This window comes from Gluconobacter sp. P5B12 (assembly GCF_018812035.1).
GTDB lineage: Bacteria > Pseudomonadota > Alphaproteobacteria > Acetobacterales > Acetobacteraceae > Gluconobacter.
Genome location: NZ_JACRVV010000007.1, coordinates 36,753 through 49,344, shown reverse-complemented (window position 1 = coordinate 49,344; position 12,592 = coordinate 36,753). Strand labels below are relative to the sequence as shown.

The window sequence follows — 12,592 nt, the reverse complement described above, 5'->3', positions numbered from 1 at the left end:
GTGAGTGCGGTGAGGCCGCCTCACAGCTGACCTGCCACCCGCATGCACTCATAGGCCTTCTGCAAATCAGCCAGACCAATCGCCACCCAGACGGGGACGAACACCGGGACGTACCACCGCGGCATGAAGGCTTTCGTCTTCCAAAGCCGCAGCAGATCCATTCCGAGGACGCTGAGAGCCAGCGAGAACAGGATGGCCTGTGCAACCATGGTCCAGACCATCTGGATATCGAAAGGAAAGACCATCCAGCCGAACCCGAGGACCAGTGTCCCCGCGAAAACCATGCTGCCGAGCATCCATGGAGAGTTCAGGGAGGGAAAAGAGAATGCCCTGGGTAGGACATCCTGCTTTGAAGATAAGAGTTGCTCGGTCATGCCGGGCAGTATGACGAAGGCGTTTGTGAGTGCGGTTCAGGCAGTCGATTTCGGGAGGTGCCAATAGGAGCAGGTCAGGACGCCAGTCATCAGCACCAGCTTCCATGGCTTACACGACACAACCGTGTGCCATGGCGCTTTGTCCTAACGATCCTGATGTCGTCCTGAGCGTAGAATAGGAATCAAGAGGCCGAAGGCAATACCCATGGACACCCCGAGAACCGGCTTGCCAATCAAGAGGCCAAACACAAGCCCCATAGAAATTCCCAGTGCCAAAGCGCCGAGGCCATTACGCGGCTTCTTCATGAAATGAAACTCCAGGACACAACGTTCTGTGAGGACCACGGGCCGGGATCGCACCCTACGCGCCCATCCGTCCCACCGCACGCAAGGGCGAAGGCAGCACGTCCGTTTCGCCTCCACCCGGAACGTCTGATGATCCGTCGGAGCCGCTCACAAGGCCGGATAGGAAAGATGCGTCTTATCTCCTGATTGGGCTAAACTCGCATTCACGTTATCAACAATGCCATTGCCAACCTTTCGGATGACTTCCGACAAGGGCTGATCGGGATGCCTGTGGCATTCAACCTCCACCCTGATAAAGAAGCTCTGCGTAATCTGCCCCATGAGCATTTCCATCTGACCCAGATGCAGCGAGGCGAACTCCGTCATATACGGCTTCATCATAGTCATTGCCGAGATCACTCTGTTTCGCGCTTCCGGCGTATTAGGAGATGGTGTGTCCCTGCTCGCATAGTCCAGGTAAGTCGAGCACGGGGTCGACGGTACGAAGACCGTCGTATCTGATGCTGCCGCTGCTGTAAGCCCGGATGCGAGTTGTAATGTCACCAAAAACAAACCTCTGAAAATACGCATTCGATATACTCATCCCGAAAATTATACGTGCCTGATCGGCTGCTCTGCGACGATCATGATCAATATCATTTCTTCCATGATCTCAGTATGCGGTTCCTGAGACAAGCAGCATAGGACCCGATGACGGCTTGCAGCAGTCCCTGGCCCGGCTACGAGCTGCTCCTTAAGGACCTGAGAGGCCCGCTCTGCCTACTTCAACAAGGCTTCGCGGGCCGTTTGCCGTCGCTTTAACAGGTGTAATGAACGGCCCTGAGTTCCTGCGTGCGGCACCGCCAGATGCCTGATGGTCAGAACCCCATCGCCTCTCTCTGAGCCTGCCGATTCACGACCGCTCCCCCTTGAAACGCAGGACGGCGCGTGAGATCCCGTCCCCAGCCGTCCCGCCTCGCCTGAAGCGGGATCTCGTCGATGAAGCAGCTCGGGTTGGCCTGCTCGCCCCGACGAAACTCGCACCAGGATACGCTCACGCGCTGGCGGCCGCGGGTCAGTGCGACATAAGCCAGGCGGCGTTCTTCAGCCGGGTCAATGTTCGTGCGCGACGGAAACAGGGTATCTTCCCAGCCGATCAGAAAGACATGCCCGAACTCCAACCCTTTTGAGCCATGGATCGTCATCAGCTTCACCCGGCCGACACTGTCATCATCCCGGCTTTCCGACCCGAGGGCCGCATGGTCGAACAGCTCCTCCACCGAGCTGAACTCGTTGGCAAGCGACAGAAGCTCGTGCAGGTTTTCCAGCGCCGTGCGTCCATCCTCCCCGGCTGCCTGGTGCATCGCGAGATATCCACTCTCTTCGACCAGAACTCTCAGACGTTCACCCAGACTTGGTTCGTCGCTGCGTGCCCCTTTCAGAATGACGTCCAGGAAACCGCGCAGCTTGTCAGCAGCCTTTCCGGTGCGTCCCTGCACCGTGCGCTCCGCTGCATCATAAAGCGAGATTGCCTCCTCGTCGGCGACCTGCTCGAATTTTGCCATGGCTTTGGCCCCGATCCCCCGGGCGGGCTGATTGACGATCCGCCGAAAGGCTTCGTCTGACTGCCGCTCATACGGAAAACATGTCAGACGCAGGAAGGCCAGCGCGTCCTTGACCACCGCGCGCTGCCAGAAGGCGGTATCATTGACCAGCTCATACGGGATCTTTGCGCGCAGCAGAGACTCTTCCAGCAGCCGGGAGAGATGGTTGAAGCGATAGAGCACCGCCATGTCCTCGTAAGGCACACCTTCCAGAGCACGACGTCCAATCTCGGCGGCAATTCCGGAGGCCTCGTCCTGACTGCCGGTATGGCGCAGAATATCCACTGGCTCTCCATCGCCAGACGCGGTATAAAGCGTCTTCTCCAGACGGCTCGTGTCATGAGAGATGACGGCATTGGCTGCTGACAGGATATGACCGGTCGAGCGGAAGTTCTGCTCCAGGGCAATCAGACGTCCGGTCGGAAACTCCTTGAGAAAGCTTCGGATAATCCGAACATTGGCCCCACGCCATCCGTAAATTGACTGCGCATCGTCACCAACAACGAAGAGCTCGTTGTGGTCTTCGGACAGGCATTTCAGCCAGAGAAACTGGAGCCGGTTGACGTCCTGGAACTCATCGGCCAGCACGCAGTCAAACCGGTCCGCCCAGTCCCGTCTGTAGCGCTCGTCGCGCAGCATGGTCACGGTGGGCCACAGCAGAAGATCCGCAAAATCCGCGCGATTGCTTTCGCGCAGCATCGCCTGATAGGCAGGATAGAGAACGGCCGCATCCCGCCAGACCATGATGTCATCACCCTCAGTGATGGTATCCGTCGCAATCCGTCCCTCGACCCAGGTGACGGCGTCCGGGGGAAGCACCATGTTTTCCTTGAGCATGGCAATGCGCGAGCTGACGGACTTCACACGCTTGCGGAATGTCTCTCCATCGTCAGCATTCATGACGCCTGCTGCAATCGCCTTTTCCAGAAGCCTGCGCACGATCTTCGTGCTGTCTTCGCTGTCACAAACGTCGAACCCCGGACGCAGCCCGGCAATGTCGGGATCGGTCCGTAGCTGACGGCGTCCGTGCGCATGGAAGGTGCCCACCCAGTACGGCGCCTGCGCGATGTTCAGCGCCGCCGCGATCCGCGTCTTCATTTCCCCGGCCGCCTTGTTGGTGAACGTCACGGCCAGAATGCGATCCGGGGCCATGCGACGCTTGACGACACGATCGACGATCCCAGCCACCAGCGTCTTGGTCTTGCCAGTCCCGGCACCCGCGAGAACAACAACGGGCCCCGTCTGACGTGCGGCCTCTGCCTGGGAGGAAGTCAGTCCGGAGAGATGATTATCCACGACCACGTCCCTGCTCCCGGGTGCCATGAAGAACTTCCCACCGGCTCGCACGGCGGCCATCGAGGCTCAGGATCATGTCCGGCTCCACCATCAGATCAAACTCACGCCCGAAGTCCCACGTTCCGTCTGCCAGAACCGTTCCCCCGACGATGAGGCCGCGCAACACGTCGCCACCGAATGCGACCTCGGCGTAGGTCTGCGGAAAGGGCGGCTGATTGTGCAGCAGGGCCCAGGTATGCCAGACGCGGGTCGTCTCGGCGTCGGCATGCCAGGCGGCGGTCAGTTCTGCGACATGTCCCAAGAGTGTTACGGCATCCGGACGGTCAGGATGACGCGTGCTTCCGGGAACGGTGCCAATCAGGACAAGCTGCCGCTCCCCCGCCTGGCAGGTCAGGAACCCACTGTCTCCGGTCGGAGACTGAACAAACAGGACGCTGCGTCCGGAGAGATCCCAGCCTGCCGCACTCCAGCGTCCGCCAACCACGAGACCCTGGCTCCGTTCCCCCTCAGGACCGTATTCCACCAGAGCCCAGGGAATGCGACATCCGAGGTCAGGCATCAGGCGCAGATAATGGTCCGCGTCCGGGTGCGCCAGAAAGGCCGCTCTCAGGGCGTCATTTTTTTCGTGGCCGGGAAACAGAGCCTCCATTTCCCGTCGTGCCTTGTCATTCGTCATCAGTCTCTCCTCAGGCAGCGCGGGCGGCGGCCACAACAGTCTTCAGGGCGTCGTTGAAATCTTTGCAGCCCCCGTGGGGAATACGGCGGATCACACGGACACCGGCTTCTCGGCCCAGCTCTGCCAGGCGCGCGGCGTAGCGGTTGCCGGCTTCATCATGATCGGTTGCGGCCACCAGAACGGCTGCCGGATCTTTTGCCATCTCAGTCAGTTCGGCCGTGAGGGCTTCGACCGTCTCCGGTCCCATGCCGCCTGCGGTCGAGCAGTACAGGGTTTCGCGCGTGCGCTCACTGTCGAGGGCGGCATAGGACAGGGCATCAATGGCGGATTCACTCACCACCAGACGACGGACCGTGCGCGCAAGGCCGGGCTGAAACCGGAACAGCGTTTTGACCGTACCCGACAGACACATGCCCTTGGTGTCCGGACCGCGCAGTTCCGCACCACAGATGGTCCCCTTGGCATCCCGGTGGCCGAACCATGCGGCGTGATAGCCGTCCCGGATGCAGCCGGTCATGATGGCCCGACGCAGAACCCACTCCGGAAGGCCGCGCTCCTCTGTAAGGTACGCCCACACCTTTGTGCCGGATGTCAGTTCCTTCTTGCCATGCCAGCGCTCAGCCGGGGCAGCATCTGGCGTTTTGGCCTGACGCTCACGGACATATTCTGCCCCCTTTGGCGCAATGCCCACCAGCTGACCCAGCGCAGTGCAGGCCTCATGAAACTTCAGACCGGGTGTCAGGCGCTGGATCAGGGAGAACACATCCCCTTTTTCGTCCGATCCCGTATCCCACCAGCCGCGGCCTTCATGGTTGACAATGATCGTCTCACCCTTGCCCGCCCGGTACTTCAGAGCGTTGCGCGTGCTTTCGGGCTTGTCGAGAAGATAGCCATGGCGCTCAAGCAGGAGAGCACAGGAGACACCTTTGACGATATCGGTCCGGTCGTTGTCAGACAGTCTGAACGGCTCAAAGCGTGCCATGATCGTCATCCTTTTCGTTTCGGGACGGCGCAACGGTCAGAACCGGCCTCAACGCCCCTGTGATCTGGGTTTAATTTAGGAAAAATCCGCAAATATTGCAAGTGAAAACGGCGGTCTTCTGCGGTTTAATCGGGTTTTATTTGCCGTTACTTTGCTATATACAAACATCATCGCCACAAACTTAACGAATACTTAAACAAGCCTTTCGTTCGACCCGTGCCGGAGGCAAAAGGGGCGAAAGCAAGCGCAGCGACGCCTTTCGTCCCGACACTTTCAGGTCCGTCACAAACGCAGCGCAGGACAGGATGCCTTCTCAGGGGACCCGGCTGCACGGAGCAACCGAAGGGCGCGGAGGAAGCTGGGGTGGAAGGTCGTCTTGTCCGGAGTGAGGCTTGTGGCACTCCAGACCTTTCCCGTCAGAAGCTCCCAAGCCGTCAGGCACAGTTCCGATCCGTGAAGGGACTGGCCATCACGCTCATCTGCTGTGCGCTCCGCACCCGCTCGGGAAGATGGGCCGATCCCTCGAGCTCGCGGGCAATGGCATCAACCTGAGCCTTCAACGCCTGAATATCCTGCAGGCCGATGCGGTCCCTGCGGATTTCGAGGCGCCCGTACACGGCTATGCGTTCCTCCCCGTTCTCGATCGTCAGATCATCAATCTGAACGCTTTCGCCGGCGTCCAGAAAAGGAATGAAGCTCATGGCATGATCTCCAGCACAGGACTGCCAACGGCAGGTCGGATGCGAACAGTATAAGGACTTTTCAGAGGATGAGGCAGCGTCATGGCAGTCTGACGGATCTCATCGGGAAGAGAGGGGAACGGATCCACACCCGTTGCCTGGGTCAACGCGCCGATGCTGATGATCGTACAGGTCGGCTGGCTGCTGTTTTGGCAGTAATACGCGCCCGCTCCGTCTTCGGCAGGATCGTAAATAGCCTTCCAGGTCGCCGACGGAACAAAAACCCGATGCGATCCGATGGTCTTAACCGACGCTTCGAACGCCGGACCAGTCACGACGTAAAGCTCGCCTTCGCGCTGTGCGAGACGACGCACCGCCATTTCCACACCCGTCCAGAGGCCTTCATTCAGCTCCGGGGTCTGAGGGACGACATTGGACAGAGCAAAACTCTGCTCCTGAGCCCTCAGGCTGGGTTCATCACCCGAGCACACCATATGTCCGCGGTCATAATCCGACGCGTGGTAATCGCTCAGCTCGGCCCGGTCCTCAAAGGACAGACGGGGATCTGCATGAAAGAACCGGACAACCCGGCCGATCTGCATGCTGCGTTCCAGGTCTTCCTCGGTCAGATGCTCTGCCGTCCACAGGGGGCCATGACTGATGCCCGAATGCAGGACCGCAAAGGCGTCATTGCACAGAAGCACGGTCTGCTGCCCAAGCGCCTCGTTGGTCAGAACCGGAAGCTGGCCGTCTCCGCCAAACTCGGCACACCCGGCCGGTGCCGCCTGACTTGCGGTGGCCCAGAACAGGGCGCTCAGGGCAAGCCCCGTTCTGTGGTGTCGCATCGCCATTCCCTTTCCTCCCGGATGCCTGTGGTGTGCATGCCAGGATGACACGGCCTGTTGTGAGTGCAGGTTCGCGGCTGTCAATGGGAGACACTCAGAAGCGTGCGCTGTGCCGAACGATGGGCTGCGCTGGCGTCACGGCGCAGTGCGGCGCGTAACGCCGCGCCTAGACGGACGTCATTCGCGTCATCAACCAGGTGATCGGCTTCCGCGTAAAAGCGCCGTGCGCGACCGATGGTCTGGCCTGCCGAGACGGCGCGGTGAAAGACGGGCGCCTCAAGCGCGGGAAGAAAACTGGACGAAGCTGTGAGGGTCTGGACCTGCACGATGCGGTTCCTTTCTTGTATGTTTTTTGCCGGATGCGGGCCGCGCTGCGGCCCTGATGTCAGTGGAGGGCGGCCAGGATCAGGAGGCCTTCTCTCAGTCTTCCGTCCCAGGCAGGGAAGCGCGCTTGACAGCACGACCGTCGCTCGCAAGGCATCGCTTTCCGTCGTGCATGTAGTGGTTGCGGCGAACCTTTCGATACACGGCTCCCAGCTCTGCCCCAGCCATGCGGAAGGCTTCCCCAAGTTCAAGGTCTGCGAAGAGAACCGTATCCGGCCCAAAGACCTCTGCCTTTTTACGGGCTGCTGTCAGATCTGTTTTCCTGCGCTTGGACATGCTCTGCCTCTCTCGGTTTATTTCGTTCCCGATCGGCAGCCTCGTGGGGCGGGCGGCGTGGCAAGGGCGGCGCTGTGCGCCGGGAGCGGAGCGACGCACCCTTGCTGCGACGCCTGCCCCATGAGAGCCCCCTTCCCTCCCTCCTCTTTCTCCTTACCGCGCGTCTCTTTTCAGTCCCCAAGAGGTTTTCGCGAGGGCCTAATAAGGCCGGTATCTCATTGTTTTTGTTGACTTATATTTGTGGCCCGCTTTACGCTTACGCCACAACGACAGGAGGACGCCGATGAGCGCACAGACAGATCAGACTGGCACGGTGATCCGCTTTCCACAGGAGCGGCGTCGTGCGCCAATCCTGGACGCGCTCACCGATGCAATCCTGCCCGAGACGCAGTTGCGGTCGCTTGCAGAAATCCGCGGCGTGACACCGCCCCGACAGGTTGAGCGCCTCCGCGCGTTCGGCCGTGAGAGGGCGCGACAGATTTTCGGAGCCACGCCCTTGCCCGACACGCGGGAGGGGCGTCAGCGCATGGCGTCTGACTGGCTGACGCTTCTGGTCGGTCGGGCACTCGACCGGGTTTCCGACGCACGGTCTCTCACAGAACAGGCGGAGCGGCGCGAGATCGAAGATCCGCAGCGCGACGGCATCTATGACGATCTTGCGCAGGCGCTGCGCGCCGAGATCGTCGCCTGGGAGACGGCCCAGAATATTCTGGGCGGATGGGAGGTCGTTCAGGGACTGATCGACGATCCGGACTCCTGCGCCGTTACGGACAGCGCAACGTGTCAGAGCAGACCCATCTGAACAGGCTGCTGCCGGGACAGGGTCGCAGCCAACGCCGGAGCCAGTGAGATGCGGCCTGCATGATCGGCCGGCACGCCGTGACGGTCGAGCAATCTGCGCAACAGCGCCTGTTCGCCTCGAACAGTCTCCTGGCGCAGTTCGGCGCGGTACAGGTCCGGCACCTGATGCTCGACCAGAAGAGCCGCGATCCGGCTTTCCACGTCTGACCAGGTCCAGGCGGGATCGCCGATCCCGCCACGCGCGATGATCTGATCGAGGAAGGCGAGACGCCCCTGCGTTGTGCTGAAATACCGGCCCGCACAGCCGTTCCGGTTAAAGCAGGCGATAAACCCCCACATCTGGCTGACGCGCTGGTACAGCGCCTTGTTGAACCCCTCCTCCGGCAATCCTTTCGCAACAAAAGCGAGGATTGCATTGGCCAGTTTCGCCTTGTCCTGCGGGGAGCTCCACTGGGTGGCCGTCAGGCCCTCGGCCTCAATGCGGACGCGCCGCAGGTGTGGCAACAGCAGGCTCATGCGTAGGCCTCCTGCGCGAGCGCGGACAGAGCCTCCGCGACAGCGCCGGCAAGATCGGGCCGCCGCGCGATCAGCCAGCCCGTCAGTGCGGTGCGATCCGCCGCGTCCACAAGGGAGACGACGCGGTCGACGTCGCAGCGTCTCAGCTGCTCCACGCTGTCAGCCGCCACAGCCACGGCCGAGGCCCAGATCTGGTCGCGGGACACCGGCCCCTGAGACACCGTGTCAGGCGTCGCTTCGGACATTTTTCTTCTCCTGAAGGATTTCAAGGACGGCCGGTCAGGCCAGAAATTCGAGGGTTTCCGGGGTGATGGTCATGCGCAGTGTGTCGCCTGAGGCCTGCCTGAGGGCCTGCCGCACAAGCGTCGCCTCCAGGAACTCGCATCCGTCATCCCCGCCAAAAGCCTGGCGTTTGACGTCATGAGCCCTGCCCGCGTTCTGTGCCGGGTCCGCTTCGCGTGCATACGCGCACAGATTGGGCTTCTGACCGTCATCGGACGGCAGAAGGGGAAGCCCGTTCGACATCATGTAGATCCCGTGATCTCCAACCAGCCACAGACCCGCAGGGATCTTTGCAGGATCGACGTCGTCCTGACGGCCCCATTCGCGCGCGCCGTGCCCGGGCTTGCGCAGGCTCTTGTCAAAGAGCTGCGTCAGCGTGGCACGGCGCTCGGACGCGGCCTCGGCATGGGCGAGAAGGTGCTCGATCAGCGCGCGGTCGAAAGTGACGATCATGGGATACTTTCCTCGGATCAGAAATGAAAAAACCCCGCACGATGGCGGGGCGTGGGGGCATTCGGAGACGTGGAGGCTTCAGCCCCGACCGTGGGTCGTGTGGGAGGCGGAGGCGAGATAATGATGGGGCACCGGGCCCGCCAGAAAGCTCGGCAGGCACGTAAAGGCGAAGACCAGGGCGAGAAAGCCGAAGACCCCACCGGCCAGTCCGGCAACGTCCTTGATGTCCTGAAGGGTCTGCTGGGAAATCTGCATGAAAGGTCACTCCTGTTGCCGTCATCTCTTTTCTCTGATGACTTCTCCGGCACAGGCACAGGATGGCTGCGATGGCACAGGCGCCGCGCAGCGGCGGGATCTCCACGACCCGGAGCCCGTCAGGGCGAGGACGCGTGGAGACCCACCCTTTGCCAGCGCAGACAGCCTGTGCTGCCCCTCTCTCCTTCTGCTTTTTTCCCTCTCTCTTCTTCCTGCTCTTCCTTCGCCCGGATCTCGAGGATGACGATACGGAGTTCAGATGTGTCCACTTTGGCGCGCGGACTGCGTCTGCTCCGCCTCATCCACCAGCTGATAGGCCGTTAGGGTCAGGTGGCCCGTCCAGCGATGTCTCAGGACGATCATGGGAACACCCTCGACCGTGCCATGCTCCCCGCGGCGGCTCGCCTCGGCGATCTGGGCGCGCGTGACGCGTGGCGGCTGCGTCCGGGTTCGGAAATCCGTCTCCGCCGCCTGTCGGTCCGAATAGGGGCCGTGCCAGTGCCGGGCGGCCTCTTTCGGCCAGAACGACGTCACGCGCAGATAGACACGCCCATCCGGTGCAACGCCAAGATGAACCTTGCGACGATCCAGAAGGCAGGTCTCGATCTGGAGAAGGTTTTCATCGACCATGGAAAACTCGCTCGTCTTTTGAACTGTTGGATCTGGCAGGGGAGACATCAACCGCTCCCCTGCATTGGCCTCAGGCCGCCAGCGGATCCGCTAGCGAAGCTGCGATCAGGACGGCGGCGGCCAGGGCAGGATGCTGGTGGGCGCGATAGCGCGACACCAGAGCGTCCCGGGTCTCGCTGCCCAAAGCAGCCGCAGGCGCGCCAATGGTCTCGAGACAGGCTGCAACTTCCGCGGCCCATCCCTTGAAGCCGAGATGGCCGCCGTCAGACAGGCGTTCGGCCTCGGTGAGCGAAGCCTCGCGCGGCTCTGCACCGTCCATGCGGAACGGCGTGTAGCGTGTTCCCCATGAGGCCACACCTGGCGTGCCCTCGTGGGGTACCGGATCTGCAATCGTGGTCTCGAGCCATTCGGAGGTGCCAAGCTCCTCTGAATCATAAGCCGCGTCGAAGCCGCGCGGCTTGCGGCTGCCACGATTGACCGTAACCATGACCTTGAATGACCGACCAGGATGCTGAAGCGCGGTGTCGCGGCCGAAGCTCAGGATGAGCGGTTTGAGGCCATCCACCGACTTCGCCTCGACGATGCGGCGCTCACCAAGATGGGACATGAGCGCCATCGTGGTGCTGGTGAAGTAGCCCTCACGTTTTGCGGTGGCGGGCGTAGCGCTGAGCGTAAAGAAAGCCATGTCGATCTCCAGATATGACAAAGGCCGCCTCGCGGCAGCCTGGAAGAACTGTGACGGGGTAAGACGGGGTCAGAAGACGTATTCGGCGCTGCCGAACACCTCCTGCCAGGGGCTCCGGCTCTTGGAGTGACAATCCGTCACTTGGTCATAGAACCCGGATCTGAAGCGCTTTCTGATGTCGGAAACGGTCTCCTGCGCCGCATCGTCCAGCGGGTCGTTGCAGCTGATCGACACGGACCCGTAGGAGGATTTGCGCACCCGGAACGTGTGGTGTGGCAGGGCGGCTTTCAGCAGGCGGCGGATGTTCTTTCCTGCCAGTACGCCGCTCTGGTCCGAACCCTGCTCCAGATGGGCGTACTCGGGATCGGTGCGCAGGCGCTCGATTTCGGCCGCGTGCGCTGCCTCGGCCTGCTCTTTCTGCGCCTGCTTTTCAGCACGGCACGCTTCGGCATGAGCGCGCAGCTGCGCAATTTCCTCCGGGCCTGCCTTGGGCTCGTCGTGGAAGATCGTCCACTGCACGCCGTGCAGAATGCTCTCGGGCAGCTTCTTGCTGATACTCCCGCAGGCAAAGACGATATCAAAGCTGGCATTGCCTCCCGCGGCGATGAAGCCACCCGCAAGCCGTCTGATTGTCTCGGGGCGGGGCGTGCCATGAACCGCAGACACGACGCCCCGGCCTCTGTTGTACAGGATGGTGCTGACGCGGGTGCCTACGGTGACAGTCGGCTCTTCGGACATGCTGATCTCCTTCTCTTCATGTCTCTTCAACTGTCCCCTCCGGGGTCAGGGCCTGACTGGCGGGGCAAGGGCGACGCGTCAGCGTCGGTCCCGCAGGCGTCAGCCGAGGACACCACCCCTTGCGGCGGCAGACAGGCTCTGGCACCCCGCCCCTCTCTCCTCTTTCAATCTCTTCTTTTCCTGTTGTTCAGTCCGGTCCGAAGCCGCTCAGGGTTATGGTCTTCCGCTCCGACACAGCCTTGAGGGCTTGCACGATCGGTGTCAGCGTTTTGAGATCTTCGGCAAGGTCATCATTTCGCTTGGCCGCCGCCATTTCCAGACAGAGCACGTCATGCGCCGTCGCGGCCATCCCGACATCGATACGCACGGTCTCACGATTTCCGTTGGCAATCGCGTCCGCCATCTCGGCGAGATCAAGCGAGGCGATGCGCTCCCCGGTTTCAAGATCAATGACACAGGCACCGCCGCCGTAAGCATCCAGCCGGGGACGGCTGCAGTCATAGCTCCAAATAAAGGACCACCGGCTCCCGGCACACAGCTTCTGGCGGACGCATTCCTGAACAAAGGCGATCACGCTCTCCTCATTACCGCAGCCCTGATCGCTCACCCAGAGAGGCGCCGTTCCATCAGGCTCGGCAGGCTTCTCTTCTGCACCAAAGTAGAAAGGCTCGGTGGTGCATGGCTGGGTCTTTCCCCATTGTGCGTTGTGCGCGTCCTGGAGCGCGAGCGCGCAGGCGCGCGCCTCAACGCTCCGGAACGGAATCAACACTGAGAACCTCGAAAAGTAGTCTGCCATAGGGGCTCTTTCTTCTGTCTGCTTACAAAAAAGG

Annotated in this window: 21 protein-coding genes; 2 read left to right on the top strand and 19 right to left on the bottom strand. The window is 61.5% G+C overall.

Annotated elements, in window-relative coordinates; translation table 11 throughout:
• Positions 1–20 precede the first annotated feature (20 nt).
• The 10 genes from KP702_RS12225 to KP702_RS12180 all read right to left on the bottom strand — a co-directional run bounded on the left by KP702_RS12225 (position 21) and on the right by KP702_RS12180 (position 7,402).
• On the bottom strand, positions 21–284 hold the full coding sequence (locus tag KP702_RS12225) for a hypothetical protein (protein ID WP_215769037.1): 264 nt from the start codon (positions 282–284) through the stop codon (positions 21–23).
• Between the two features lie 234 nt (positions 285–518).
• Positions 519–680 carry a hypothetical protein gene (locus KP702_RS12220; RefSeq protein ID WP_215769036.1) on the bottom strand — a complete coding sequence of 54 codons (162 nt, stop codon included), beginning with the start codon at positions 678–680 and terminating at the stop codon, positions 519–521.
• A gap of 147 nt (positions 681–827) precedes the next feature.
• Positions 828–1,250 (bottom strand): hypothetical protein, encoded by a 423-nt coding sequence (locus KP702_RS12215; RefSeq protein ID WP_215769035.1) that lies wholly within the window; start codon positions 1,248–1,250, stop codon positions 828–830.
• Positions 1,251–1,537: 287 nt separating this feature from the next.
• Positions 1,538–3,586 (bottom strand): ATP-dependent helicase, encoded by a 2,049-nt coding sequence (locus KP702_RS12210; protein WP_215769034.1) that lies wholly within the window; start codon positions 3,584–3,586, stop codon positions 1,538–1,540.
• A complete protein-coding gene (locus KP702_RS12205; RefSeq protein WP_215769033.1) occupies positions 3,552–4,235 on the bottom strand; it encodes a hypothetical protein in 684 nt (227 codons plus the stop codon). The genes KP702_RS12210 and KP702_RS12205 overlap by 35 nt, the downstream gene beginning before the upstream one ends.
• A 10-nt stretch (positions 4,236–4,245) precedes the next feature.
• Complete coding sequence (locus KP702_RS12200) at positions 4,246–5,217, bottom strand: DUF3991 and toprim domain-containing protein (protein WP_215769032.1); 972 nt, start codon at positions 5,215–5,217, stop codon at positions 4,246–4,248.
• 434 nt (positions 5,218–5,651) lie between these two features.
• Positions 5,652–5,918 (bottom strand): hypothetical protein, encoded by a 267-nt coding sequence (locus KP702_RS12195; protein WP_194263260.1) that lies wholly within the window; start codon positions 5,916–5,918, stop codon positions 5,652–5,654.
• Entirely contained in the window at positions 5,915–6,742 is an 828-nt protein-coding gene (locus KP702_RS12190; protein ID WP_252348708.1) for a DNA/RNA non-specific endonuclease, read from the bottom strand. The genes KP702_RS12195 and KP702_RS12190 overlap by 4 nt, the downstream gene beginning before the upstream one ends.
• 80 nt (positions 6,743–6,822) lie before the next feature.
• Positions 6,823–7,068 (bottom strand): hypothetical protein, encoded by a 246-nt coding sequence (locus KP702_RS12185; RefSeq protein WP_215769030.1) that lies wholly within the window; start codon positions 7,066–7,068, stop codon positions 6,823–6,825.
• 94 nt (positions 7,069–7,162) lie between these two features.
• Entirely contained in the window at positions 7,163–7,402 is a 240-nt protein-coding gene (locus KP702_RS12180; protein WP_062106941.1) for a hypothetical protein, read from the bottom strand.
• 283 nt (positions 7,403–7,685) lie between these two features.
• On the opposite strand from KP702_RS12180, the gene KP702_RS12175 reads away from it, so the two are divergent.
• Positions 7,686–8,204 (top strand): hypothetical protein, encoded by a 519-nt coding sequence (locus tag KP702_RS12175; RefSeq protein WP_215769029.1) that lies wholly within the window; start codon positions 7,686–7,688, stop codon positions 8,202–8,204.
• Here the strand turns inward: KP702_RS12175 and KP702_RS12170 are convergent.
• From KP702_RS12170 to KP702_RS12145, 6 genes are all read right to left on the bottom strand, one after another.
• Positions 8,186–8,707, bottom strand: a complete 522-nt coding sequence (locus KP702_RS12170) for a hypothetical protein (protein ID WP_252348707.1) — start codon at positions 8,705–8,707, stop codon at positions 8,186–8,188. The genes KP702_RS12175 and KP702_RS12170 overlap by 19 nt on opposite strands.
• 8 nt (positions 8,708–8,715) lie before the next feature.
• Positions 8,716–8,964, bottom strand: coding sequence for a hypothetical protein (locus KP702_RS12165; RefSeq protein ID WP_215769027.1), 249 nt, complete (start codon positions 8,962–8,964; stop codon positions 8,716–8,718).
• A gap of 34 nt (positions 8,965–8,998) precedes the next feature.
• Complete coding sequence (locus KP702_RS12160) at positions 8,999–9,454, bottom strand: DUF3085 domain-containing protein (RefSeq protein WP_252348706.1); 456 nt, start codon at positions 9,452–9,454, stop codon at positions 8,999–9,001.
• A 78-nt stretch (positions 9,455–9,532) separates the two neighbouring features.
• Positions 9,533–9,709 carry a hypothetical protein gene (locus tag KP702_RS12155; protein WP_157774492.1) on the bottom strand — a complete coding sequence of 59 codons (177 nt, stop codon included), beginning with the start codon at positions 9,707–9,709 and terminating at the stop codon, positions 9,533–9,535.
• 255 nt (positions 9,710–9,964) lie between these two features.
• Complete coding sequence (locus KP702_RS12150; RefSeq protein ID WP_215769026.1) at positions 9,965–10,387, bottom strand: hypothetical protein; 423 nt, start codon at positions 10,385–10,387, stop codon at positions 9,965–9,967.
• Positions 10,388–10,409: 22 nt separating this feature from the next.
• Entirely contained in the window at positions 10,410–10,826 is a 417-nt protein-coding gene (locus KP702_RS12145) for a hypothetical protein (protein ID WP_252348705.1), read from the bottom strand.
• A gap of 21 nt (positions 10,827–10,847) precedes the next feature.
• Here KP702_RS12145 and KP702_RS16250 point away from each other — a divergent pair, with 21 nt between their 5' ends.
• Positions 10,848–11,042 carry a hypothetical protein gene (locus KP702_RS16250; RefSeq protein WP_252348704.1) on the top strand — a complete coding sequence of 65 codons (195 nt, stop codon included), beginning with the start codon at positions 10,848–10,850 and terminating at the stop codon, positions 11,040–11,042.
• 51 nt (positions 11,043–11,093) lie between these two features.
• On the opposite strand, the gene KP702_RS12140 is transcribed toward KP702_RS16250, so the two are convergent.
• The 3 genes from KP702_RS12140 to KP702_RS12135 are packed head-to-tail and all read right to left on the bottom strand — an operon-like array spanning position 11,094 to position 12,558.
• Positions 11,094–11,762 carry an LPD29 domain-containing protein gene (locus KP702_RS12140; protein ID WP_211506986.1) on the bottom strand — a complete coding sequence of 223 codons (669 nt, stop codon included), beginning with the start codon at positions 11,760–11,762 and terminating at the stop codon, positions 11,094–11,096.
• Between the two features lie 16 nt (positions 11,763–11,778).
• Positions 11,779–11,907, bottom strand: a complete 129-nt coding sequence (locus tag KP702_RS16420; RefSeq protein ID WP_256445525.1) for a hypothetical protein — start codon at positions 11,905–11,907, stop codon at positions 11,779–11,781.
• 42 nt (positions 11,908–11,949) lie between these two features.
• Positions 11,950–12,558, bottom strand: coding sequence for a hypothetical protein (locus KP702_RS12135; RefSeq protein WP_211514230.1), 609 nt, complete (start codon positions 12,556–12,558; stop codon positions 11,950–11,952).
• Positions 12,559–12,592: the final 34 nt, after the last annotated feature.

Bases quoted from the DNA above. Each gene is read 5' to 3' on its own strand.
- KP702_RS12210 (WP_215769034.1), bottom strand. From the start codon at position 3,586: ATGGCACCCGGGAGCAGGGACGTGGTCGTGGATAATCATCTCTCCGGA.
- KP702_RS12140 (WP_211506986.1), bottom strand. From the start codon at position 11,762: ATGTCCGAAGAGCCGACTGTCACCGTAGGCACCCGCGTCAGCACCATC.
- KP702_RS12160 (WP_252348706.1), bottom strand. From the start codon at position 9,454: ATGATCGTCACTTTCGACCGCGCGCTGATCGAGCACCTTCTCGCCCAT.
- KP702_RS12145 (WP_252348705.1), bottom strand. From the start codon at position 10,826: ATGGTTACGGTCAATCGTGGCAGCCGCAAGCCGCGCGGCTTCGACGCG.
- KP702_RS12190 (WP_252348708.1), bottom strand. From the start codon at position 6,742: ATGCGACACCACAGAACGGGGCTTGCCCTGAGCGCCCTGTTCTGGGCC.
- KP702_RS12195 (WP_194263260.1), bottom strand. From the start codon at position 5,918: ATGAGCTTCATTCCTTTTCTGGACGCCGGCGAAAGCGTTCAGATTGAT.
- KP702_RS16250 (WP_252348704.1), top strand. From the start codon at position 10,848: ATGCTGAAGCGCGGTGTCGCGGCCGAAGCTCAGGATGAGCGGTTTGAG.
- KP702_RS12175 (WP_215769029.1), top strand. From the start codon at position 7,686: ATGAGCGCACAGACAGATCAGACTGGCACGGTGATCCGCTTTCCACAG.
- KP702_RS12180 (WP_062106941.1), bottom strand. From the start codon at position 7,402: ATGTCCAAGCGCAGGAAAACAGATCTGACAGCAGCCCGTAAAAAGGCA.
- KP702_RS12220 (WP_215769036.1), bottom strand. From the start codon at position 680: ATGAAGAAGCCGCGTAATGGCCTCGGCGCTTTGGCACTGGGAATTTCT.
- KP702_RS12200 (WP_215769032.1), bottom strand. From the start codon at position 5,217: ATGGCACGCTTTGAGCCGTTCAGACTGTCTGACAACGACCGGACCGAT.
- KP702_RS12205 (WP_215769033.1), bottom strand. From the start codon at position 4,235: ATGACGAATGACAAGGCACGACGGGAAATGGAGGCTCTGTTTCCCGGC.
- KP702_RS12215 (WP_215769035.1), bottom strand. From the start codon at position 1,250: ATGCGTATTTTCAGAGGTTTGTTTTTGGTGACATTACAACTCGCATCC.
- KP702_RS12225 (WP_215769037.1), bottom strand. From the start codon at position 284: ATGGTTTTCGCGGGGACACTGGTCCTCGGGTTCGGCTGGATGGTCTTT.
- KP702_RS12165 (WP_215769027.1), bottom strand. From the start codon at position 8,964: ATGTCCGAAGCGACGCCTGACACGGTGTCTCAGGGGCCGGTGTCCCGC.
- KP702_RS12135 (WP_211514230.1), bottom strand. From the start codon at position 12,558: ATGGCAGACTACTTTTCGAGGTTCTCAGTGTTGATTCCGTTCCGGAGC.
- KP702_RS12155 (WP_157774492.1), bottom strand. From the start codon at position 9,709: ATGCAGATTTCCCAGCAGACCCTTCAGGACATCAAGGACGTTGCCGGA.
- KP702_RS12150 (WP_215769026.1), bottom strand. From the start codon at position 10,387: ATGTCTCCCCTGCCAGATCCAACAGTTCAAAAGACGAGCGAGTTTTCC.